Origin of the sequence: Lysinibacillus sp. GbtcB16 (assembly GCF_019091145.1) — a bacterium.
Lineage (GTDB): Bacteria > Bacillota > Bacilli > Bacillales_A > Planococcaceae > Lysinibacillus > Lysinibacillus fusiformis.
Genome location: NZ_JAGXJV010000001.1, coordinates 272107 through 296701, shown reverse-complemented (window position 1 = coordinate 296701; position 24595 = coordinate 272107). Strand labels below are relative to the sequence as shown.

The 24595-nt window shown below is 37.5% G+C and carries 21 protein-coding genes; 9 read left to right on the top strand and 12 right to left on the bottom strand.

Going from position 1 to position 24595, the window contains the following annotated elements:
* The first annotated feature begins 6 nt into the window (after positions 1-6).
* The 3 genes from KVT27_RS01440 (at position 7) to KVT27_RS01430 (ending at position 3140) form a co-directional block, all read left to right on the top strand.
* Entirely contained in the window at positions 7-1026 is a 1020-nt protein-coding gene (locus KVT27_RS01440; RefSeq protein WP_036226269.1) for a Bug family tripartite tricarboxylate transporter substrate binding protein, read from the top strand.
* Between the two features lie 93 nt (positions 1027-1119).
* Positions 1120-1596, top strand: coding sequence for a tripartite tricarboxylate transporter TctB family protein (locus KVT27_RS01435; RefSeq protein ID WP_217580544.1), 477 nt, complete (start codon positions 1120-1122; stop codon positions 1594-1596).
* Between the two features lie 17 nt (positions 1597-1613).
* On the top strand, positions 1614-3140 hold the full coding sequence (locus KVT27_RS01430) for a tripartite tricarboxylate transporter permease (RefSeq protein ID WP_150908060.1): 1527 nt from the start codon (positions 1614-1616) through the stop codon (positions 3138-3140).
* Positions 3141-3190: 50 nt separating this feature from the next.
* On the opposite strand, the gene KVT27_RS01425 is transcribed toward KVT27_RS01430, so the two are convergent.
* From KVT27_RS01425 to pdhA, 5 genes are all read right to left on the bottom strand, one after another.
* The gene (locus tag KVT27_RS01425) at positions 3191-3973 is read right to left on the bottom strand and encodes an SDR family NAD(P)-dependent oxidoreductase (RefSeq protein WP_036123669.1); all 783 of its coding nucleotides are present in this window, start codon (positions 3971-3973) and stop codon (positions 3191-3193) included.
* 122 nt (positions 3974-4095) lie between these two features.
* Positions 4096-5511: a dihydrolipoyl dehydrogenase gene (gene lpdA / locus KVT27_RS01420; RefSeq protein ID WP_036123668.1), complete on the bottom strand. Its 1416-nt coding sequence runs from the start codon at positions 5509-5511 to the stop codon at positions 4096-4098.
* Positions 5512-5515: 4 nt separating this feature from the next.
* On the bottom strand, positions 5516-6853 hold the full coding sequence (locus KVT27_RS01415) for a dihydrolipoamide acetyltransferase family protein (protein WP_036123666.1): 1338 nt from the start codon (positions 6851-6853) through the stop codon (positions 5516-5518).
* A gap of 47 nt (positions 6854-6900) precedes the next feature.
* Positions 6901-7878: an alpha-ketoacid dehydrogenase subunit beta gene (locus tag KVT27_RS01410; protein ID WP_008174017.1), complete on the bottom strand. Its 978-nt coding sequence runs from the start codon at positions 7876-7878 to the stop codon at positions 6901-6903.
* Positions 7879-7881: 3 nt separating this feature from the next.
* Complete coding sequence (gene pdhA / locus KVT27_RS01405; RefSeq protein WP_036123664.1) at positions 7882-8997, bottom strand: pyruvate dehydrogenase (acetyl-transferring) E1 component subunit alpha; 1116 nt, start codon at positions 8995-8997, stop codon at positions 7882-7884.
* Positions 8998-9391: 394 nt separating this feature from the next.
* Between pdhA and def the strand changes: the two genes are divergently transcribed.
* A complete protein-coding gene (def, locus tag KVT27_RS01400) occupies positions 9392-9949 on the top strand; it encodes a peptide deformylase (RefSeq protein ID WP_036123661.1) in 558 nt (185 codons plus the stop codon).
* Between the two features lie 65 nt (positions 9950-10014).
* On the opposite strand, the gene phnX is transcribed toward def, so the two are convergent.
* From phnX to KVT27_RS01375, 5 genes are read right to left on the bottom strand one after another with little or no spacing between them, the layout of a single operon-like run.
* Positions 10015-10818 carry a phosphonoacetaldehyde hydrolase gene (gene phnX / locus KVT27_RS01395; protein ID WP_080709371.1) on the bottom strand — a complete coding sequence of 268 codons (804 nt, stop codon included), beginning with the start codon at positions 10816-10818 and terminating at the stop codon, positions 10015-10017.
* Positions 10808-11908, bottom strand: a complete 1101-nt coding sequence (phnW, locus tag KVT27_RS01390) for a 2-aminoethylphosphonate--pyruvate transaminase (protein ID WP_217580534.1) — start codon at positions 11906-11908, stop codon at positions 10808-10810. The genes phnX and phnW overlap by 11 nt, the downstream gene beginning before the upstream one ends.
* Positions 11909-11921: 13 nt before the next feature.
* Positions 11922-12911, bottom strand: coding sequence for an extracellular solute-binding protein (locus KVT27_RS01385; protein WP_217580532.1), 990 nt, complete (start codon positions 12909-12911; stop codon positions 11922-11924).
* Positions 12908-14539, bottom strand: a complete 1632-nt coding sequence (locus tag KVT27_RS01380) for an ABC transporter permease subunit (RefSeq protein WP_036147322.1) — start codon at positions 14537-14539, stop codon at positions 12908-12910. Before KVT27_RS01380 ends, KVT27_RS01385 begins: the two co-directional genes overlap by 4 nt.
* A complete protein-coding gene (locus tag KVT27_RS01375) occupies positions 14532-15284 on the bottom strand; it encodes an ABC transporter ATP-binding protein (RefSeq protein ID WP_036123652.1) in 753 nt (250 codons plus the stop codon). The genes KVT27_RS01380 and KVT27_RS01375 overlap by 8 nt, the downstream gene beginning before the upstream one ends.
* A gap of 151 nt (positions 15285-15435) precedes the next feature.
* Here KVT27_RS01375 and KVT27_RS01370 point away from each other — a divergent pair, with 151 nt between their 5' ends.
* The gene (locus KVT27_RS01370; protein ID WP_051998244.1) at positions 15436-16203 is read left to right on the top strand and encodes a DeoR/GlpR family DNA-binding transcription regulator; all 768 of its coding nucleotides are present in this window, start codon (positions 15436-15438) and stop codon (positions 16201-16203) included.
* A gap of 51 nt (positions 16204-16254) precedes the next feature.
* Here the strand turns inward: KVT27_RS01370 and KVT27_RS01365 are convergent, their stop codons facing one another.
* Positions 16255-17025, bottom strand: coding sequence for a Cof-type HAD-IIB family hydrolase (locus KVT27_RS01365; protein ID WP_036123646.1), 771 nt, complete (start codon positions 17023-17025; stop codon positions 16255-16257).
* 433 nt (positions 17026-17458) lie between these two features.
* On the opposite strand from KVT27_RS01365, the gene KVT27_RS01360 reads away from it, so the two are divergent.
* The 3 genes from KVT27_RS01360 to KVT27_RS01350 all read left to right on the top strand — a co-directional run bounded on the left by KVT27_RS01360 (position 17459) and on the right by KVT27_RS01350 (position 20483).
* Positions 17459-17668, top strand: coding sequence for a DNA-dependent RNA polymerase subunit epsilon (locus KVT27_RS01360; protein WP_008174035.1), 210 nt, complete (start codon positions 17459-17461; stop codon positions 17666-17668).
* Positions 17669-17673: 5 nt separating this feature from the next.
* Entirely contained in the window at positions 17674-19341 is a 1668-nt protein-coding gene (rnjA, locus tag KVT27_RS01355) for a ribonuclease J1 (protein ID WP_036123644.1), read from the top strand.
* Between the two features lie 338 nt (positions 19342-19679).
* Entirely contained in the window at positions 19680-20483 is an 804-nt protein-coding gene (locus tag KVT27_RS01350) for a serine/threonine protein kinase (protein ID WP_036123641.1), read from the top strand.
* A 47-nt stretch (positions 20484-20530) separates the two neighbouring features.
* Here the strand turns inward: KVT27_RS01350 and KVT27_RS01345 are convergent, their stop codons facing one another.
* Positions 20531-21364: a TetR/AcrR family transcriptional regulator gene (locus KVT27_RS01345; RefSeq protein ID WP_036123638.1), complete on the bottom strand. Its 834-nt coding sequence runs from the start codon at positions 21362-21364 to the stop codon at positions 20531-20533.
* 99 nt (positions 21365-21463) lie between these two features.
* On the opposite strand from KVT27_RS01345, the gene KVT27_RS01340 reads away from it, so the two are divergent.
* Entirely contained in the window at positions 21464-24553 is a 3090-nt protein-coding gene (locus KVT27_RS01340) for an efflux RND transporter permease subunit (protein WP_150908066.1), read from the top strand.
* Positions 24554-24595 lie beyond the last annotated feature (42 nt).

Below are 24595 nucleotides of genomic sequence, written 5' to 3'. Positions count from 1 at the left end.
ATTTTTATGTGGAGGAAGATTTCAAAAGTTATGATAGCTGGCTTACTATTTACTAGTTTAGTTGGTTGTTCTTCATCAAATGGAGAAACAGCTGATGGAAAGCAAGCAAGTAATTATCCGAAAAGTAATATCACCATTGTTGCTCCTTCAGGTGCGGGCGGTGGTTGGGATTTAACAGCTCGTGCAGTAGCAAAAACAATGAATGATACAGGTTTAATTAATAAATCGATTCAAGTCGAAAACAAGCCTGGTGGTGGTGGCGCTGCCTTTATGGCAACATTTGCTACAAAGGAAGCAAGTAATAATTATATGTTAATGGTTAAATCACCGCCAATTCTTATTAATCATGAAAAAGCTGAAGGAAATAGTAAATTTGGCTACAAGGATACTACGCCTTTAGCACAATTAACGCGTGACTATGGTGCAATCGTTGTTAAAATGGATTCGCCATTCCAAACGCTTGAAGATGTATTAATGGCCCTAAAAGATTCCCCAAAAGATGTTACGTTAGCAGGTGGCTCTGCACCAGGCTCTATGGATCATCTAGTAGGGATTATCCCCGCCTATAAAGCCGGTATAGACTTAAAAACAATTAAATACGTTTCTTACGATGGTGGTGGTGAAGCTGTAACCGCATTACTAGGCGGCAACGCTGATGTCATTGCAACAGATGCTTCCACAATCGCTACTTATGTTAAATCAGGAGATGTGCGCGTATTAGCCGTAAGTTCCTCTGAACGATTAGAAGGTGAGTTAGCAGAAGTTCCTACATTTAAAGAGGCTGGTATTGATGAAGAATTTACTATATGGCGTGGTATTTTTGGCCCCAAAAATATGAGTGAAGATGCGGTTACTTACTGGTCCGAAAAATTACAAGCAATGTCTGAATCAGAAGAATGGCAAGCTGAGGTGACACGTAATGGCTGGCAAGCTGAATATCGCAATGCAGAGGAATTTACAACATATTTAGACAATCAAAATAAAATCATCGTAGAACTACTGACAGCTCTTGGTATGCAAAAATAAAGAATTGACTGTGTTGAAAAAGAGCACAAGTATTTCCTTCCTATAAGATCTACTTGTGCAACCTACATTTATTATCAACGGAGGTGTAAACGATTGAATTACATATTTGATAAAACATTTAGCATTATCCTATTAGCTGTTAGCATTTTATTTATCTTTCAAGCAACGCAAATTTCTGATAGTGCTTATGGATCTACAGTCGGCCCTAAAATATTTCCACTAGGTTTAGGTATTATTTTAGGTTTATTAAGTCTTCAATTATTTTATGAATCATGGAAAAATGCTGTAAGGGAGAGAATCACAGGAGGACCCACTGCACCTTCTAAAACCTCCTCTACTGAGCTCAAAAAATTTTTAATCATTTTTGGTAGTGCGATTGCCTATGTATTCTTCTTAGAAAAAATAGGCTATGTGATCACAACGTTTTTATTTTTATGTATTAGCTTCCAAACGATGGAACGAGCAAAGCTTATTTATTCAATTATTATTGCCGCTGGATTTTCACTTGGTGTCTATTATTTATTTACAAGTTTACTAGGCGGTTCATTGCCTAGCTTCCCAACTTTTTAATGTAAAGGAGTGAACATATGTCGACATTGCAATTTTTAGCGGATGGATTTGCTATTGCTTTTCAATGGCAAAATCTATTATTCGCTCTTGTCGGTGTCATAATTGGAACAGCGGTTGGTGTCCTTCCTGGCATAGGTCCAATGAGCGGCGTTGCTTTATTAATCCCAGTAACAGCAACCATTACAGCGGGATTACCTACGGAGGCAGCCGCTACAAGCTCAATTATCTTACTTGCAGGCGTTTATTACGGAGCCATGTATGGCGGTTCAACAACTTCGATTCTATTAAATACACCTGGTGAATCCTCATCAGTTGTTACAACATTGGATGGCTACCAAATGGCTAAGCAAGGCCGTGCTGGAAGTGCTCTTTCCATTGCAGCCATTGGTTCATTTTGTGCTGGTGTTATAGCATTACTTGGACTAATACTATTAGCGAATCCATTATCAAAATTAGCACTTAAATTTGGACCAGCAGAATACTTTTCATTAATGCTACTAGGGCTTGCTGCAGTAAGTGGACTTGCAGGCCGCTCAATTACAAAAGCTTTAATTATGACAGCCTTAGGGCTGATGCTCGGGACAGTTGGTATCGATGCCGTATCTGGTATCGAACGCTTTACATTTGGTCAGCCTATGCTATTCTCGGGTATTGAATTTTTAACAATTGCTGTTGGTTTATTCGCGTTAGGGGAAGTATTTAAAACGATACTCGAAAGAGATGAAGAAGATGGTCAATTAGCAAAGATTAATCGTGTATTACCAACAAAGCAGGATTTAAAGGAAAGCGCTATTCCTATTGCTCGCGGTTCACTACTAGGATTTTTTATTGGCGTATTACCTGGTGCAGGCGCAACACTTGCCTCATTCTTTTCTTATATTACCGAAAAGAAATTCAGTAAAACACCTGAGAAATTTGGAAAAGGTCATATTGCAGGTGTTGCAGGACCTGAATCAGCGAACAATGCTGCATCAGGCGGTGCAATGATTCCCTTGCTAACATTAGGCATTCCCGGTTCAGGTACAACGGCTATTTTAATGGGTGCACTTATTATGTATAATATTCAGCCAGGTCCATTATTATTTGATGAGCATCCTCAAGTCGCTTGGGGATTAATTGCCAGTATGTTTATAGGAAATTTAATGTTATTAGCATTAAACATGCCTCTCGTTCGTATTTTTGCAAAAATCATAGAAACACCGAAAAAATATTTATTGCCCATTATTGTCGCAATTTCAATTTTTGGTGTGTATGCCGTACAATTCGCCACTTTTGATTTATTTTTGTTATTAGCTTGTGGTGTGCTCGGCTATCTATTTGCCAAAAATGACTATCCAGTGGCACCTTTAGTACTTGCACTTGTGCTAGGGCCAATGATTGAAAATAATATGCGCCGTGCATTAACTATATCCAATGGTGACTTTTCTATTTTTGTAGCAAAGCCATTATCATTACTATTTTTAGTAGCTGCTATTTCGTGGTTACTTATACCGCTGCTCATGAAAATGCGTGGTAAAAATGTTCTGATTAATGAAGAAGGATAATCATAAAATCCACTACACATTCTATCAATGGAAGTATAGTGGATTTTTCTCTATAATGCGTGACCAGAGCCACCATCAATATTCAATGAAGTCCCCGTAACATAACTTGCTGCATCAGATACTAAAAATGTAATAACGTTGGCCGCTTCTTGCGTATCACCTACACGACCAAGTGGAATAGCTTGCCCTACTTTACGAGAATAGTCTTCCCACGATAAACTTGGATCTTCCTTTTTCCATTTCTTTTCGATTTGATCACTTCGAATAAGCCCAATACATACGGAATTTACGCGGATATTATCCTTTCCTAAATCCTTGCTCATCGCTTTAGTCAAAGCAAGTCCCGCAGCACGGCTGACAGTCGTAGGAAGCGAGCTAGCAGGAGGCGTCTTAGCCATCACCGCAGTCACATTCACGATTGCACCCCCACCAGCCTTACGCATATATGGTGCTGCATATTTTGAGCAATGTATAGCGCCAAATACCTTTAAATCTAAATCTGCTTGCCACAGCTCACTACTCACCGATTCAAAAGGATTTGCTGATGCTGTCCCAGCATTATTAATGAGAATATCAACGTGTCCAAAATGTTCGACCGTACGCTCAATTAGATTCTTACAATCTTTTTCCTTAGTAATATCTGTTGGAACAATTAAAACATCTACACCTGTTTCGTTTTTAATACACCCAGCGGCCACCTGTAGCTGTTTTTCTCCACGTGCACAAAGTACAACCTGTGCACCCTCTTTAACAAGTTGCATGGCCGTATAATAGCCAATGCCTTTACTCGATCCTGTTATAATTGCTACTTTCCCCTTTAAGCCTAGTTCCATTATGATCACCCCAAATATTTTCGAATATTCGTAACAATATATTTACTTTAACAAAATTATAGATAATATACAAAAAACGGCTACAAAGCATTTCGCTTTATAGCCGTTTAAACGGTTTTACATTATTTTTTTGCTACAATGTGAATTGGGTTGCCAAGTAATACTTCAGCAGCTTCCATTGTAATTTCCCCTAATGTTGGGTGAGCATGAATTGTTAATGCGATGTCTTCAGCTGTCATTCCGCCTTCAATTGCTAAGCCCATTTCAGCGATCATATCAGATGCACCAGCACCTACAATTTGAGCACCGATTAGTAAGCCATCTTCTTTACGAGCAACAAGCTTCACAAAACCTTCTGATTGGTTTAATGCAAGAGCACGACCATTTGCTGCGAACGGGAATTTCGCTGCAGTGTACTCGATACCTTCTGCTTTTGCTTGTTCTTCGTTGTAACCAACTGTCGCCATTTCTGGATCTGTGAAACATACAGCAGGTACAGCAAGATAATCAACAACTGATTTTTCACCAGCAATTGCTTCAGCAGCAACTTTACCCTCGTAAGAAGCTTTATGTGCAAGCTGAGGACCAGCTACGATATCACCGATTGCATAGATATTTGAAATATTTGTACGACATTGTTTATCAACATTGATTAGACCGCGTTCACCGAATTCAACACCGATTTCAGCAAGGCCCATTTCATCAGTATTTGGACGACGACCTACAGTAACTAATACATAATCAGCTTCAACTTTTTTCTCTTCTCCGCCAACTTCATAAGTTACAACTACGCCGTTTTCTGTTTCTTCAACGCCTTTTGCAGATGCGTTTACTTCGATTTCAACGCCTTTCTTTTTAAGGCCTTTTTTCACGATTTGAGTCATTTGTTTTTCGAAGCCAGCTAAAATATCTTTTCCGCCTTCAATAATTGTTACTTGTGAGCCAAGGTTTGCATAAGCAGATCCTAACTCTGTACCAATGTAACCTCCACCAATTACTACTAATTTACCAGGTACTTCTTGTAAAGAAAGTGCACCAGTAGAATTTAGTACGCGCTCAGTGAATTTGAATGTAGGAATTTCAACTGGACGAGAACCTGTTGCAATAATGACATTGTTAAATGTGTAAGTTTGAGCAGATTCACCATTGATGATACGCACTGAATGAGCGTCAACGAAATAAGCTTCACCTTGTACAATTTCAACTTTGTTCCCTTTAAGTAAGCCTTCAACACCGCCAGTTAATTTTTTAACAACGCTGTCTTTAAATGCTTGTGCTTTTGAGAAGTCTAATTTCACATCAGAAGCGATGATTCCCATGTCATCTGAATGTTTAGCTTGCTCAAAACGGTGACCTACTGAAATTAATGCTTTTGATGGAATACAACCTACGTTTAAGCACACACCACCAAGTACATTTTTTTCAACGATTGTTACTTTTTGGCCAGTTTGAGCTGCACGAATTGCTGCTACATATCCTCCAGGACCTGAACCAATGACAAGAGTATCTGTTTCGATTGGGAAATCTCCTACTACCATTTTGTTACGCCTCCATTAATAATAATTCTGGCTCACTTAACAAACGCTTCAAGTGATTTAAAGCATTTTGCGCAGTGGCTCCATCGATCATACGATGATCAAAGCTCAATGATAATGCTAACACAGGTGCGGCTACAATTTCACCATTTTTTATTACAGGTTTTTCTGAAATTCGACCAATACCTAGAATTGCTACTTCAGGATGGTTAATTACTGGAGTAAACCATTGACCTCCTGCAGAACCAATATTCGTAATAGACATAGATGCACCTTTCATTTCATGTGGCGCAAGTTTACTTTCACGGGCTTTAGTCGCTAACTCATTGATTTCATTTGACACTGCAAATACAGACTTGCGATCTGCATGCTTGATAACTGGGACAAGTAAACCTTTTTCAGTATCCGCTGCAATACCAATATTGTAGTAATGCTTTTGGATAATTTCTTGTGTTGCATCATCTAATGAGCGATTAAATTCTGGGAATTCGCGTAATGTTGAGATAAGTGCTTTCACTACATAAGGTAAGTATGTTAATTTAACACCTTTTTCAGCTGCGATATCTTTGAATTTTTTTCGATGCGCTACAAGAGCTGTTACATCGACTTCATCCATTAGTGTAACATGAGGAGCCGTTTGTTTCGAGTGTACCATTGCTTTCGCAATCGCTTTTCGAATACCAGACATTTTCTCACGAGTTTCTGGGAATTCCCCTTCAAGAACAACTGGTGCTGCTGATGTAGTCGTTTCTTGTTGAACCGCTTCTTCAACTGTCACTCCAGTTGCTGATTCAGTGTCAACAGTTCCTCCACCATTTAAGAAGTTTGTAATATCTTCTTTCAAAATACGACCATTTTTGCCTGAACCTTTTACTTCACGGATGTTTACGTCGTTATCGCGTGCAAATTTGCGGACAGAAGGCATCGCAATCACACGTTTTGTTTCATCAACAACTGTTTCAGCTTTTTCAGGTGCTTGCTCGGGCGCTTTCTCCTCTTTTACAGGAGCTTTTTCTACGCTCTGACCAGATTCAGCAGTTGCTTGAACTTGTGCTTCAGTTTTCTCTTCAGCGTGACTATCACCTTTTAGCTTTAAGTCTTCATAGCCAGGTGCATCCAATCGGATTAAAACATCGCCTACAACGGCAACTGTTCCTTCTCCTACTAAAACTTCCTCTACTGTTCCTTCAACTGGTGAAGGAATTTCTACTACTGCTTTATCATTTTGTACTTCACAAAGAATATCGTCTTCTTTTACTGTATCTCCAGCCTTGACGAACCATTTCACGATTTCGCCTTCGTGAATTCCCTCGCCAATATCCGGTAATCTGAATTCAAATGCCATGTGTACCCATCCTTTCTATTTACTGATGTTCAAGTTTAGAAGCTTCATTAGAATGTTAAAACTTTTTTCGCTGTTTCCATTACATCTTTGTAGTTTGGTAACCAAACACCTTCAGCTTGTGGGAATGGGTACACAGTATCTGGTGCAGCCACACGAAGTACAGGTGCTTCTAAGCTTAAAATTGCGCGCTCAGTAATTTCTGCTACTACATTTGCCGCGATACCTGCTTGTTTTTGTGCTTCTTGTACAACGATTGCACGACCTGTTTTTTCTACAGACGCAATAATTGTTTCGATATCAATTGGTTGAATTGTACGTAAATCAATTACTTCAACAGAGTGGCCTTCTTTTTCAAGTTCTTCTGCAGCCTTTAAGCTTTCATGAACCATTAAACCGTAAGCAACAATTGTTAAATCTTTACCTTCACGTTTTACATCCGCTTTTCCTAGTGGAATTTCGTATGCTTCTTCTGGTACTTCTTCACGGAACGAACGGTAAAGTTTTAAATGTTCTAAGAAAATAACTGGGTTGTCGTTGCGAATAGATGAAATTAGTAAACCTTTTGCATCGTAAGGTGTTGATGGTACAACTACCGTTAAACCTGGTTGTGCAGTCATTAGGCTTTCTAAGCTATCTGAGTGCATCTCAGGAGTATGCACTCCACCACCGAATGGTGAACGGATTGTTACTGGTGCGTTGTATACGCCGCCACTACGGTAGCTCATACGTGCTAATTGACCACTGATTGAATCCATTACTTCATAAACGAAGCCGAAGAATTGAATTTCAGGAACTGGACGGAATCCTTGTAGAGAAAGACCGATTGCTAAGCCACCAATACCTGATTCTGCTAACGGCGTATCAAAAACGCGGTCAACTCCGAATTCTTTTTGTAGGCCTTCTGTCGCGCGGAATACCCCACCGTTGACACCTACATCTTCCCCGAATACAAGAACGTTTTCATCATTCTTTAATTCTGTGCGAAGTGCATCTGTAATTGCTTGAATCATCGTCATTTGTGCCATAGGTTATTTCGACTCCTTCTCTTTATAGATTTCATACTGTTCTTTTAAATTAGATGGCATTTCGCCTTTATACATGTTTTCCATCAGCTCTGTTACTTTTTGTTTTGGAGCAGCATCAGCTTTTTTGATGGCTTCTTTAATTTCTTCTTTAGCACGCTCAATGACTGCTTCTTCTTTCTTCTCATCCCATAAGCCTTTTGCTTCTAGGTATTTACGGAAGCGAACAAGAGGGTCTTTTTGAGCCCATTCAGTATCTGTATCAGAAGTACGGTAACGCGTTGGGTCATCCCCAGCCATTGTATGTGGGCCATAACGGTAACACATTGTTTCAATTAACGTTGGACCTTCACCATTAACAGCTCGCTCACGTGCATCACGAGTTGCTACGTAAACTGCAAGCGCATCCATTCCATCTACTAAAATACTTGGTAAACCTGCTGCTACACCTTTTTGAGCGATTGTTTTTGCAGCAGTTTGTAGTTCACGCGGTGTAGAAATTGCATATTGGTTATTTTGTACAATGAAGATCGCTGGAGATTTAAATGCACCGGCAAAGTTAATACCTTCATAGAAGTCCCCTTGTGATGAACCACCATCACCTGTATAGGTTACTGCAACAGCTTTTTTCCCACGCTTTTGAATACCTAGTGCAACACCTGCTGCTTGGATATATTGAGCACCGATAATAATTTGTGGTGCTAGAACATTTACACCCTCAGGTACTTGATTCCCCATAAAATGTCCACGAGAGAATAAAAACGCTTTATCTAAAGGTAAGCCATGCCACACGATTTGTGGAACATCACGATACCCTGGTAAAATCCAATCCTCTTGTTCTAATGCAAAGTGTGAAGCAAGCTGAGAAGCTTCCTGACCTGCCGTTGGTGCATAGAAACCTAAACGGCCTTGACGGTTCAGTGAGATTGAACGTTGGTCTAAAATACGTGTATAAACCATACGTGTCATTAGTTCAACTAATTCTTCATCCGATAATTTAGGATCTGCCTCATTATTTATAATTTCGCCTTCTTCATTCAAAATTTGAAACATTTCAAACTTATCTTCGATTTCAGTTAGCGTTTGTTTAGCATCAAAAATATTATTGTTTTTCTTGCTCATTTGTCACATCTCCCTTTCAGCTGTATTAAAATAAATCACCTTTTTGACTAGTACAACTTATTCTTGACACTCAGTATACTGAATAAAATACTGTCGGTCAATCATATATTACGGCTATAAACAAAGATTTTTTCTAAAATAACATTTAATTATCTCTGTCCTATACTGTATTACCAATATCAAAAATCTGTATTAGAACACCATATTTACGCCTTGTAATTCTTAAGTTTTCCAACAGGTTTTCCAATAGTAGAATACCCCATTCTAGAAAATCTAATAGCATTCGAAAAATTTTTTGAGTATATTCAAATAAGGTCTTTTTTCATGTGATTGTTTTTAGACGTGATGTATACTTATAAATAGAGCACTACAAAGATGAAAGGAAGATTACTATATGATTTTAATGGATGATATTATCCGCGAAGGTCATCCGACTTTACGCACGAAAGCAGAGGAAGTTAAATTCCCTTTATCTGATGAAACAAGACAACTTGCTGAAGATATGCTTCAGTACTTAATTAACAGCCAAGATCCTGAAATGGCAGAAAAATATAATTTACGCAGCGGCATCGGCTTAGCTGCCAATCAAGTAAATAGTCTACAGCGTATGTTTGCACTTCATTTGCAAGATGATGCTGGTGAACAATTAAGCTTCGTAGCCATAAACCCCAAAATTGTCAGCCATTCAGTTGAAAACACATACCTTTCTGCTGGAGAAGGTTGTCTTTCCGTTGATCGTAATGTTCCTGGATACGTCCCACGTCATGCACGCATTACAGTAAAATTTAAAACAATAGATGGGGAAGAAAAGAAAATGCGCCTTAAAGGCTTGTCTGCCATCGCGTTTCAGCATGAATTAGATCATTTGAACGGTGTCATGTTTTATGACCGTATTAATGAAAAAAATCCATTTGCTGATATCCCGGAGTCCATCCCATATGAGCGTGACTAAAAGCGCATCAACAAAACAAACCTCAGCATTTACGCAGAGGTTTGTTTTTTCTATGTTCTCAATTTTTATTCGTTCATTTCATTTGCAAGCTCTTCATTTATCTTATTAATTAATATAGGTAGGTCTTTCATCGTTTCAATGGTATAGTGTGCACCAGTCTTCTCAAAAATACGTTTTGTTTTTTCAATGGCTTGTTGTTGTTCTTCAGCCGTTAAAGCTAAGAACTCTTCTTCAGCTAGTCCCATTTCTGAACTTCCAATAATAACACCAACAGCCCATACACCAGCATTCAAGGCTTCTTTTATATCTGAGGTTGTATCGCCAACCTTTACAACTTGTTTGGTTGATTTCGATCCTAATGCCTCCATATTTCTAAAAATCATATACGGATATGGCCGCCCCTTATCACTCACCTGTGTCGGAGTCACTAAAAAATCTGGTTGATAGCCCTTCATAGCAGCATGTTTTGTTACGACTTCCATCATAGAATCAGTGTAGCCTGTGGTAGAACCAAATCGAATACCCGCTTCTCTTAAGTGCTGTACGGTCGCTATCACATGTTGAATAGGATCTGTGTAGGTCGCCAAAGACTCCATTAACTTCGATTCAAATTGATTGTATAGAACATGTACATCTTCCTCTGAAAAATGCTGATGATGAACTCGTTTCCATTCTTCATTAATCCTTGGCATTTCAAGCATCGTACGAATATGATCAATCTTCAGCATGCCCATTGGTTTACGAGCTTCTTCAAGGGTTACTGTTACACCAGCATCTTCAAAAATCGTTAAAAAGACATTTACTGGGGCAAAGCAACCAAAATCAACTGCTGTACCTGCCCAATCCAAAATTACTGTTTCAATTCTCATTATTTTTCACCACCATATAATTTTCAATGACTTCACATAAGGCCTGCATATCCTCTTCATATATATCACCAATATTACCAATTCGGAATGTATCTACATCTGTCAGCTTACCAGGATAGATGACAAATCCTGCCTTTTTCATCTCCTGATAAAAATGTTCAAAAGAAAACTCTTTATGTGGGAACAAATAAGTTGTAATAATTGGTGATTGTAGCTCTTCAGAAATAAAGGCATCGAACCCTAGTACTGATAAACGAGAACGCAGTAATTGATTATTATCTGCATAACGTTGGTAACGTGCGTTAACTCCTCCTTCTTCCACTAGCTCTTCTAACGCCTTTGCAAAGGCCGCTACTACATGTGTCGGCGAAGTAAAGCGCCACTTTCCATCCTTTTTCATTACTTCCCATTGACTATATAAATCAAGTGCTACACTGCGTGCTTGTCCTTTGCATTTTTCTAACGCCTTTGTCTTAGCAATGACGAACCCAAAGCCAGGAACACCTTGAATGCATTTATTTGCACTACTAATACAAAAATCAATATGTGAGTTGGATAAATCCATTGGTACCCCACCAAAGCTACTCATAGCATCTACGATAAATGTTTTGTTGAAAGAGTAGACAACTTCTCCAATTTCTTCAATTGGATTTAATATACCAGTAGTCGTTTCACAGTGTACAACCGCCACATGTGTGATACTTGCATCTTTTTCAAGTAAAGCTTGAACTTCTAATGATGATGGCTGTTCATCATAAGGGACACTATAGACGACATGCGCCAACCTCAACACTTGAGCCATTTCTGCAATTCTTTCACCATAAGCGCCATTCGTTATAATTAGCAATTTATCATCTTCACCAACAACTGTTGTCAGCACCGACTCTACAACAAAACTGCCACTGCCTTGCATTAGTACTGCTGTATAATCAGACTCATCGACTTGCGCTAAATTTAGGAGTTGCTTGCGAATCACTTGTGTCACATTTTTATAGTCATCATCCCATGTACAGCGATCTTTTAACATTTCCTGTTTGACTGTCTTAGTAGTTGTTAATGGTCCTGGTGTTAATAATTTATAGTTGCTCATTTTCTATAGCTCCTTATTTTTGCGCTTCTTTAAAGAAAGCTTGGTGTTTTTCTAATAAATCTACTGTCAATGTTGTATCCCACTTTTTTAGATGCTCCGGGACATGCTCTGCCTGTACCTGCTCTCCTTCATAAAGTGCTACTGGATATTGCTCTAAAAAACCATTTCGAGCCTCTGTTGCAATTACCTTTGCCATTTCTTTGGCTAATGTTTCATCTCCCTCTTTATCTACAACAGCTACAGATTCCGTTAGCGTAAAGTTCCCCTCTGTTGGGTCAATATATTCTATTGGTAACCCTTCTTCCTTGGCATCAATAGCTTGAATACGTAAACCAAATCCAGCTGCTACTTCACCTGTTTTCACTTTTTTTATTGGTCCTGACCCAGAGCTTTCAATATGAGGTCCAGCATTGTTAATTAAATCTGCCAAAACCCTTTGCCCCTCTTGCTCACCATATTCTTTAATAATGGCTTGGACTAATAGCCAACCGGTTGAGGAGTCCATTATATTCGGGAATGAGACTAAATCCTTGAAGGCGGGGTCTGTCAAAGCTTTTATCGTTTTTGGGACTGGTAAGCCCTTTTGTTGCAAAACATCATCCGTATTTATAAAAATGGATCCTACATTTCCTAAAATCGGCAATGCATATGTAACACCGCCATCAAGAGGTTTTAAATCCGAAGAAATATCCGCAAACATGGATTTCGAAGTTTGTGCGCTTTCTATAAAATAAGAAGCCATCGTTACGATATCCGCTTCAATATCTGTACCTTCAGCCATCATTTTTCCACCCAATTCCGAAGTACCGAACGATTGAATTAAATATTTTCCTTTATAGCCTTTTTCATCTAATGTCGATTCCATTACTTCAATTGCCTCATCATCTGCATTAGAATAAATAATTACTTCATCCTTCGAACCTGCTTCTACCCCTCCACATGCAGTTAAAACTATCGCTGCTGCACTAACTGTCCCTAACATCATCACCGTTGATTTTTTCATTTTGAAATCTCCTCCACTTTTTCTTTATGTGCTGTTATATAATCACAACCTAATTTCACAATAAGGTTTGTACATAAAATGAATATTGATAGTACGAAAATATCGGTATATTTTGCGAAATGCTGAAGCTCTTTTATTCTTGTCGATACAAGCATAGTTTTTGTGCTAACAAGGAAAATAACACCACTGACCGTGACCATTGCATTTAAAAAATAGTAGCTAAACATTTGAAAAATGGTCGGTCTAATATTCGGCAAGATGACACGTATGACTGTTTTTAACCAAGAATCCTTTAATAGCTCCGCTGTCACTTCCCAGGTTGGGTCCATCTTTTGCAAAGAATTTTTAGCCATTAAATAAGGAGTTGTAAAGAAATGCACAATATTACAAGCGATAATGATGAGAAATGTACCCTTTAATGAACTTCCATTAAAGAAAAACAAATACGATAGACCAAGCACCATTCCCGGAACTGTGTTAGTGATCATTGAGGCAAGATCTAAGCTTTTTCTTCCTTTCAATGGCGTCCTCGCATTAAGAAGGGCAGACATAAATGTGATGCTTACACCTAAAACAGCTGTTAAAACCGCTACTATAAGTGAATTCACATAAACCTTTGTTAAATCTTTCTCCGCTATTACATTTTGAACATGTTCAAATGTAAAGCTGAAATCATAGGGATAACCCTTCGTAAATGGAACGATAAACATAGTTGAAAAAATGATAAATACGACTGCAACAGAGGCAAATGAATAGAGCGTAAACAGCGTGTCACGAAGACGATGTTTAACAAGTTCACTTCTCCCCGCCTGTTTATAATGAAAATTAAAGCGTTCTAATATCGTTAGCATGACGACGCCCAGTATAGCTGGGACAAGCATTAACACTGAAATAACTGCCCCACGCTCAAAATGCACGATAGAACCTAGCATAGCTTGATAAAGTTCAGTGGCAATCACCCTATAATTGCCGCCTACTGATGCAGGAATTCCGAAATCTGTAAAACTTAAAATAAATGTTAAAATAAACGCACCACCAATCGTCCCAAGCATCGGACGGAATACCGTATGATAAAAACGACGGAGTGGACGATCATGCATTAACATAGACACTAGCAAAAATCGTTTATCGATATACTGCATAGAGTTTTGCATGAGAATAAAAGCGACTGGCAATGTGTATAAGATGTAGCCTATCACCAGTCCGTTATATCCATAAATCGTGAAAAGTGGTTGCCCTGCTAATCTTGTTAGGATTCCTTGATTACCAAATGTATAAATCAACACGAAGCCATAGGTGATAGTTGGCAATAGCATAGGCAACGTAATACCTATCTGTACTAGCTTTTTTGTATGGCGATGCATCGTTGTAAAATGAACAGCGTAGGCCAAGAAAAAAGCTAAGATAGTCGTAATGACCGATGCCACAAAAGAAACTTTAAAGCTATTGAAGAAAGCATCACGAATTTCTATATTTTTTAAAGCATCTATATAATGTTGAATAGAAATCTCATTTCCTACTTTCAAAGACTGCCAAAACATATAAATCAATGGCACAACTAAAAAGAATAGGAGAAATAATAGAATTGGTAGAAAGATTAATTTCATCATTTTATTCGTTTTAAGCATATGTTTCTCCAAACAATTGATAGATGTTGTGGCGCTTAATATGAAGCTGTCTTAAAATAAAGTCCTCAATAAATGAATTTTTCGGTGCCTCTACGATTTCATGTGGTGTACCGAATTGAGCAACCGTTCCTTCATTTATGATTAAAACTTTATCCGATAAGGTTAGCGCTTCTTCTGGATCATGTGTCACAATAATCGTCGTCAAATTAAATTCACGAGCAATTGATTTAATACGTTCCTTGATAGATTCCTTAATGACTCCATCAAGTGCACTTAACGGCTCATCTAGCAAAAGTATTTTGGGTTGCATAACAAGCGTTCTAGCAATAGATACACGTTGCTTTTGGCCGCCTGATAATTCGTGAATCCTTTTATGCAGATGAGGAGTCAGTTCTAAAAAATCGATATATTCCTGTACCTCTTCTTTGGACATTTGACTATTTTTATTTTTCAATCCATATACAATGTTGTCGTAGGCATTTAAATGAGGGAATAACGCAAAATCCTGAAAAACAATATTGAATCCTCTTTCTTGCATGGATTGCTTCGATATATCTTGCCCATTGTAGATCAGCTGACCACCCGTTTGCTCTGCAAGCCCTAAGATGATATTAAGTAAAGTAGTTTTACCGCAACCACTCGGCCCTAATAAAGATATAATTTCACCCGATTGGATGGTTACATTGATATCTACTAAAACTTGCTTATTTTTATAGCTTTTTGAGATATTTTTTAGTTCTAACAAATTGGTCACCTCTCTCAGTTCTTACTGTTAGTATAGTGACCATTTGTAAAGGAAAATGCGCTTTTGTGTAAACGTTGAGTAAATTCCGACCAATTGTTGACAAAGTTGTGCATACTTTGAGTAAATATCTAATAGAGGTGATGAAATGTATATGATAGAAAGACAACAGCAAATATTGCAATTTGTAAGACAGCATAAGGTTGTAAAATTGGTAACACTAACAAAAGAATTTAATGTATCAATGGAAACAATACGTCGCGATATTCAACAGCTAATGCAAGACAAGAAAATTGAGAAGTTTTATGGGGGAATTAAATATATTGAACCTGTAGAGGGACTAATCGATCAACGATTACATGAACAGCTAACAGAAAAAATTGCCATCGCCAAAGCAAGTGCTTCTCTTGTTCAAGATGGAGAATGTATTTTTATCGATAGTGGAACAACTACATATCAAATGACACCATTTTTATTGGACAAGGAAAAATTAACAGTCGTGACAAACTCATTGCCGGTAGCTTTCGATCTAATCGGCTCTAATATTGAAGTTATCCTGCTCGGTGGAAAAGTGCGTCACTCCGAAAAATCGGTGACATCGAATGAATTTCTCTTCCACTTCGAACACCTAAATATTAATAAGGCTTTTATTTGCGCTAGTGGGGTATCTCTTAAAAAGGGGATTTCTGATTTTAATCTAGAAGAAGCTATTACTAGAAAAAAAATTATATCCATCTCTCAAACGGTCTATGTTGCTACTGATTCCTCAAAATTTAATAAGGATGTAGCCATACAAGTATGCCCCCTTGAAGAAGTAGATGTCATTATTACAGACAACGCACTGTCTAAAAAAACGATTCAACATTTTTCAGATAAAGGTATTGAAATAAAGCTAGTGAATACTTCTGAAGAACACCAGTAATTTAGCAAAAAAACAACTAGTTGCTATAATTGACAACTAGTTGTTTCTTTATTATATGATGGCAAGCTTGCGCATTATTTTAGCGAGACCATCTTCGTCTACATGATCGGCAATATGATGTGCAATAGCCTTCACTCGTTCATGACCATTTCCCATTGCAACACCTGTCCCAACCGCTTGCAGCATTTCTATATCATTAATGCCATCTCCAAAAGCAATTGCATCCTTTAGTGTGATTCCCATTTTATCCAATACTTTTTCTATTCCCACTGCCTTCGAGCCGCCCTTTGGCAAAATATCGCAAGAATACGGATGCCAACGGACAAATTGGACATTCGGAAACATTTCACAATATAAAGGTTCATCTTTTTCTTCCATAAATATAAGTGTTTGATATACATCGTTCTGCATATAATAGGATGAATCCAATTCTGGATAAGGATATCTAAGTGTATCCAAGCTTTCTGCTACCATCATATGATCACTAACAGATGCAATCATCCGTTTGTCATCTAAAAATACTACTGGTTCATTACGTGCGTCACCAAAAGCAATAATTTTAGCTAATTCTTCTTTTTCAATACCATTCGTGTAGACAACCTCACCCTTGTAAACAACATATTGCCCATTGAAAGTCACATACGTATTAATATCAAGTTCTTCTAGTAATGATTCAATCATAAAAGGTGCCCGACCTGTAGCAATCGCCAATTCATAGCCATTACGGCGTGCTTCCAAAAGAGCATTTTTTGCAGATTCAGGTAATTTTTTTTCGCTGTTATAGAGAGTGCCATCAACATCAAAAAACAAAATTTTATTCATTTTATAATCCCTTTCTATAAATATTACCCATCAAGGTGAATGACTTTACATAGACAATAATTTTTATTATAATGATCCTAAGGAGTGATGTGCCATGCTGAAGAAACTAAAACGAAAATTGTTGAAGCAACTTCGCGGCGTACTCGGAAAAAAATCAATTGCCTAACATTTGCCCTTCATTATTTGAAGGGCTTTTCTTTATTTTAGAGGAACTGCGTGATAATATAAAGGAAATGCATTTATTTGGCTATACGCAACCACTGTCTCACTACTTCCTATTCATTTTATAACATAGTGCACAACCGACGTATTGAGATACAAGGACTACAAACGTACATTTCTTCTTATAAGAAATTCGTTGTTTTCTTGTAGCACGTGTGTGGTAGTAGTCAAAGGTGCAATAAAATTGTACGCAATTAAAGGAGAGCAAACTATGATTTACAAAGTTTATTATCAAGAAAAAGCAAATGAGATTCCAGTTCGCGAAAACACTAAAAGTCTATACCTTGAAGCTGCTTCAGAACGAGAAGTACGTCAAAAGTTAAAAGACCGTAACTACAATATCGAGTTCGTTCAGCTGCTTGAAGGTAACTACTTAGAGTACGAGCAAGCAAGCCCGAACTTCATCTTGGAGGAAATTTAACAAACATGAAGTTTGTTAAAAATGACCAAGCAGCTGTTTTCGCGCTCGGCGGACTGGGCGAAATCGGCAAAAATACTTATGGCGTTCAATTTCAAGATGAAATTATTTTAATTGACGCTGGCATTAAATTTCCAGAAGATGACTTACTCGGCATTGACTATGTTATTCCTGACTATACGTATTTAGTACGTAACGTCGATAAAATCAAGGGACTATTTATTACACATGGACATGAGGATCATATTGGCGGTATTCCTTACCTTTTACGTCAAGTGAATGTCCCAGTCTATGGTGGTAAGCTCGCACTTGGCTTATTACGTAATAAATTAGAAGAACATGGCTTGCTACGTACAACTAAACTCATCGAAATTAAAGAAGATGATGTCATTAAATTTAGAAAAACATCTGTTAGCTTCTTTAGAACAACTCATAGTATCCCTGATGCTTATGGAATTGTTGTTAAAACACCACCTGGTAATATCGTTCACACAGGTGACTTTAAATTCGACTTTACACCTGTTGGCGAACCGGCCAACCTAACAAAGATGGCCGAAATTGGACGAGATGGCGTACTTTGCTTACTATCAGATAGTACAAACGCTGAAAAGCCTAATTTTACAATGTCAGAGCGTACAGTCGGCAAAAGTATCGATGAAATTTTCCGTAAAGTGGATAGCCGAATTATTTTTGCTACATTTGCGTCAAATATTCACCGTTTACAACAAGCAACAGACGCAGCAATAAAATATGGAAGAAAAATTGCTGTCTTCGGTCGCTCAATGGATAATGCGATTACAATTGGGCGTGAGCTTGGTTATATTAATGCTCCAAAAGATACATTTATTGATGCTCAAAGCATTAATCGACTTCCAGCAAATGAAGTAATGATTTTATGTACAGGCTCACAGGGTGAACCAATGGCTGCATTATCACGTATTGCCAATGGGACTCATCGTCAAATCCAAATACAACCTGGTGATACAGTTATTTTCTCTTCTTCACCGGTTCCAGGTAATACTGTGAGTGTCAATAAAATCATCAATTTATTGTTCCGTGCAGGTGCAGAAGTTATTCATGGTGCATTAAACAATATCCATACTTCTGGTCACGGGTCACAAGAAGAACAAAAATTGATGCTACGTTTAATGAAACCTAAATTCTTTATGCCTATCCATGGTGAATACCGTATGTTAAAAATGCATACACACTTAGCGGAAGATTGCGATGTACCACTTGAAAATACATTTGTTATGGAAAATGGCGATGTATTAGCATTAAGTGCCAATGAGGCACATGTGGCTGGTCGTATCCCTTCTGGTGATGTTTATATCGATGGTAATGGTATTGGAGATATCGGCAATATTGTATTACGTGATCGTCGCATTCTTTCTGAAGAAGGCTTAGTTATCGTAGTCGTAAGTGTCGATATGGAAAATCAAAAAATTGTTTCAGGTCCTGATATCATTTCTCGTGGCTTTGTCTACATGCGCGAGTCAGGTACGATGATCAATGAAGCTCAAAAAATGCTTAATCGTCATCTGAATGAAACTATTCAAAGCAAAACTCCTCAATGGACAGAGCTTAAAAACGAAATTACAGACGTTTTAGGTCCTTACCTATTTGAAAAAACAAAACGTCGTCCAATGATTCTACCGATCATTATGGAGGTTTAGCCTCATGGAAAGAAGCTATGTACTATGTACATAGCTTCTTTCTTTTTGTTGGACAACAAAAAGGTGAATTGTAAATTTACTTATTTTTCATCTTTTTTTGAAACCTCTTTTTTTATTTTTGCGTATATAGTAATAACAACATCAAAAAGGAGCGTTTTTATGCTAGATAAAATTCTTCATTCCCTACTCAATGGTAAATCCAAACGTCATTATTCTTCATCAAGCAGTCGTCGCAAATATTCTAAACGCCATAATTATTATGGGCATAAGCATTATAAACGTAGTTCTCGCAAAAGCTCACGTAGTTTTTTTAGCTCTTTAAGTTTTTTCAGTAGCTAATGTGGTGGAAACGACTTTCAGAAAAAAACTTTGATCATGCCGTAGAGCTTTTCATAGCCGAGCATCCAGATTTCACGTTTAAAAAATTTCTTGGCTTTGGCTCTTATGGTCGTGCGTACTTAATTGAAAATTGCTCATCAAAAGGTCCGTTCGTCTTAAAATGCCTGCGTCCTAAGCATCGTCATCACCAAAAAACGATACATAAATTCAGGCAGGAAATTCAAATTCTACAACAATTATCATTGCCGAATTTACCTAAAGTCCATTCGACTGGAACTATTCAAAATGTGCCCTATTTTATAATGGACTATATAGACGGTCAAACCTTTGAACAGCTTATTTTTCAAGAAGGTATTAAATTTACGGTCGCTCAGTCACTTGAAATAACAAAACAGCTTTTAGAACAAATTATCCTACTACACTATCATGGTATTGTCCATCGGGATTTGCGTATACCTAATATCTTATTAGTTGATCAACAATTACACATTATTGATTTTGGTCTCGCAACGACATTACAAAAGGCAGTTGATCTTTCTTCCATACAAAACCCGAAGCGAGCTGAAAATCATATTAGTGATCTATATTTCGTTGGCCATTTTCTATTGTTCTTACTTTATTCAGATTTTAAACCAAGTAAAAAGAAAGAGGATGCTTGGCAGCAAGAATTGAATTTACCGATTGAAGTGAAGGATTTTCTCGAACGATTATTATGGATTCAAGACCCTTTTAGTAGTGCTTTAGAGGCGTGGCAATCAATGCACCATTTAATAACACCTTCCATGCATTCGAAAAAAAAATAAAAAATAGAATTGTTCACCCCTTAAAGTGAACAATTCTATCCTACCATTTAAATATTTAAGTACTTTGCACATACATAAGCAATCCAATGATACGCCGGATTAAGTCGTAAATTTTCTATTAGCCCCTTTACGATGGCTTTACTGTATGTTGGCTTTTCTATTTCGAGTTTTAACAGCTCCAATGATTCTTTTTCTATAGAATCCTCTATATTATCAATATTATGTTCAATTAATTGCAGTAACATTTCCTTTGAAATGTCTGGTTCGCAAGGCTTCGCAATAAAAGTAACAAGTTCCTCTGTAATAAATGGTATCGTCGTATGACGTGCAATAATATCTGTTTTCTCTGCTAAAGATTTCGCAAGTTGTTCTAAATCAAGAGGCATATCTGAAAAGATAAACAGTTCCGCATAGCTCTTCATAAAACCTTTTATACAATACATGACATCGTATTTTGTATTTTGTAATTTATCCTGATACAGTTGCTCCAGCATATAAATGATAGATTTAGACATCTCTGCTTCATACGCTGTTATTTTATAAAAAAGCTCTTTTTTTGTTAGAAAAACCTTTTCGTTAAAAAATACTCTAGCAGACGCAGAGTGTTCTTTGAATGCCTTGAAGATACTTTTATAAAATTCAACCAACATCGTTTCTTTGTTATACGTCCCTCTGACTACGCGGTCAACATCTGTAATGAAGTGTTGTAAATAGTAGTCAACCATAGAGATAACAAGCTCATCTTTTGTTTTGAAGGATAAGTAAAATGCACCCTTAGAAATCCCACAACGTTCTGTTATTTGCTGTACAGATGTAGCCTCAAAACCTTGTTCAGAAAACAACTCTAATGCTTTCTCCATAATTAATTGCTTTTTTAACATATTTTTAACTCTCTCCTAATGCATTTCGTTGACAAATGACCGATTAGTCATTAGTATAAATAATTGAATTTAGTTAGTCAATAAAGGGTAGGTGTGAAGGTGAAAGGTTTAGTTAATTTCGTATTGAAAAACAAATTGGCAGTTTGGTTATTAACAATTATCATCACTGTCTCTGGTATTTATTCCGGTACAAGAATGAAAATGGAATCTATACCTGATATCTCAATCCCATACTTAATTGTCATGGGCGTATATCCTGGTGCAACGCCTGAACAAGTCATGAATGATCTTTCCATCCCATTCGAGAAATCTATAGAAAGTTTAGAAGATGTGAAGGCAGTTTACTCAACATCCTCTTCCAACGTAGCACAAGTGCAAGTTGAATACGACTATGGCATTGATATGGATGAAAAAAAGCGTCAGTTAGAAGCAGCTTTAGATAATTTAAAATTACCGGAAGGTGCCCAGGAGCCAACTATTATGGCCATCAGCATGAATATGATGCCAGTAGTAGCTCTATCCGTAAGTAGTTCTAAGGAAGATATTGTCGATCTTACGTCTACAGTAGAAGATGTTTTACTTCCTAAAATTGAAAAAATTGATGGTGTTGCCTCTGCAACCATTACAGGTCAGCATATTGAACAGGTATCATTTAAATATGATGAAGAAAAAATGGCCGCATTAAGTTTAACAGAGGAATCAGTCAAGCAAATGATTCAAGCAAGCGATATGTCATTGTCACTTGGATTATATCAATTTGCTGTTGGCGAACAAGCAGTTTCCGTAGACGGTAAAGTACAATCCGTAGATGAACTAAAAGATTTATTAATTCCAGTCACACCTTCAGCAACAAATCCTTCACCATTCGTTCGTCTAGGTGATATTGCAAAGATTGAAGTAGAAGGTAAAGTACAATCTGTGTCCCGCACAAACGGTCAAGATGCTATTGCAATTCAAATCGTTAAGGGTCAAGATGCTAACACTGTAACTGTTGTTAATGCCGTTAAAGATCTTATGAAAGATGAAGAAAAACGTTTAGATGGCCTAAACGTAGATATCTCTCTTGACCAAGGTGCCCCAATTGAAGATTCTGTCTTTACTATGATTGAAAAGGCAGTATTTGGTGGCGCAATTGCTGTATTAATCATCTTGTTATTCTTACGAGATTTCAAATCAACAATTATTTCGATTGTTTCAATCCCAGTTTCAGTTTTCATGGCATTACTACTGCTAAACTGGATGGATATTACATTAAATATTATGACCCTTGGTGCGATTACCGTTGCCATCGGACGTGTTATTGATGACTCGATTGTAGTTGTTGAAAATATTTATCGACGTATCCATTTAAAACAAGAAAAATTAACAGGTCGAGCATTAATCCGTGAAGCAACAATTGAAATGTTTAAACCGATTCTTTCGTCAACATTAGTGACAGTGGCTGTATTTGCTCCACTTATATTTGTAGGTGGTATGGTTGGTGAATTATTCATGCCATTTGCACTGACAATGACGTTTGCATTAGGTGCATCGTTATTAGTAGCAATTACAATTGTACCTGCATTATCTCATTTCTTATTCCGTAAAAAATTATACGGTGAGAAAAAAGAAAGCCAGCATAAAGAAGTTGGTAAACTAGCAACATGGTACAAAGGTGTGTTAGAAAAAGCTTTAAATCATAAAATTATTACATCTCTAATTGCGATTTTCTTACTTGTAGGTTCACTAGCGTTAACTCCTTTAATTGGGTTTAGCTTTATGGGATCACAGGAAGAAAAAGTTATGTACCTAACATATACCCCTTCTACTGGTGAGCTTGCAGATGAAACTGCGGCTAATGTTGAAAAAGTAGAAAAAGAATTAATGAAACGTAAAGACGTTGATATTTTACAAGTTTCCATTACAGATGCGAACAATGTAGATCCATCAGCAATGATGATGGGCGGAGGCGCTGGCGGTGCTTTAATGTACCTAATCTTTGATCCAGATATGAAAGACTTCCCTAAAGCACGTGAAGAAGTGGAAGACTATGTATTTAATATCGGTCAATCAGGAGAATGGAAATCTCAGAATTTCTCTTCAATGTCTATGTCTTCAAACGAAGTAAGCTACACACTATACAGTGATGACTTAGATAAACTACGAGATGCTGTCAATCAAGTTGAAGGTGCTTTAAAAGATGTGGATGGACTAGAAGATATTAAATCTGATAATGAAGATCCATATGTAGAAAATGTACTAAAAGTAGAACAGAAAAATGTCCTTCAATACGGTTTAACAACTGCTCAAATCGTGATGGCTTTAAATGCCAATACATCACAAGAAGTTTTAACAACGGTGAAAAATGATGGAAAAGATATAGATGTCATTGTTCAGCGTGATGCTAAAGCAGCCGCGACTTCGCTTGATGATGTTTTAGCAACTGAGATTAAAACAGCATTAGGCACAACGATGACTATTGGTGAGCTAGTAGATCTTGAAGAAGGTACGACTCTTAACTCATTATCTCGTTCAAAAGGTGAATACTTCGCAACTGTATCCGGTACGATTATCGGCGATGATATTTCAAAAGCAACTTCTGCTGCCGATAAGAAAATTGATAAATTAGATTTACCAAAAGGTGTAACAACAGGTGTTGCTGGTGTTGCAGCAGATATGCAAGAAACATTCACAAAGCTGGGTGTTGCTATGCTAGCGGCAATAGCGATTGTATACTTCATTTTAGTTGTTACGTTCGGTGAAGGTTTAGCTCCGTTCGCTATTCTCTTCTCACTTCCATTTGCCGTAATCGGTGCATTTGTTGGTTTATTCGTAACCGGTCAAACGATTTCAGTTTCTGTTATGATGGGTCTACTGATGTTAATCGGTATCGTCGTGACCAACGCCATCGTATTAGTTGACCGTATTATTCATATGGAACATGATGGTCTAGCCATGCGTGAAGCTATCCTAGAAGCCGGTGCTACACGTTTACGCCCGATTCTTATGACAGCCATTGCAACAATCGGTGCGATGGTTCCTATGGCACTTGGTTCTGGTGGTAGTGGATTAATATCAAAAGACTTAGCCATTACTGTAATTGGTGGTTTATTATCTTCCACTCTATTAACATTAGTTGTTGTACCAATTGTGTATGAAATGCTTTCAAAAATGTTAAAGAAAAATCGTAAAGATACGGAAGAAAACTAATAAAAAAAACAGCTACTCATGCGGTTCAATCGCTTGAGTAGC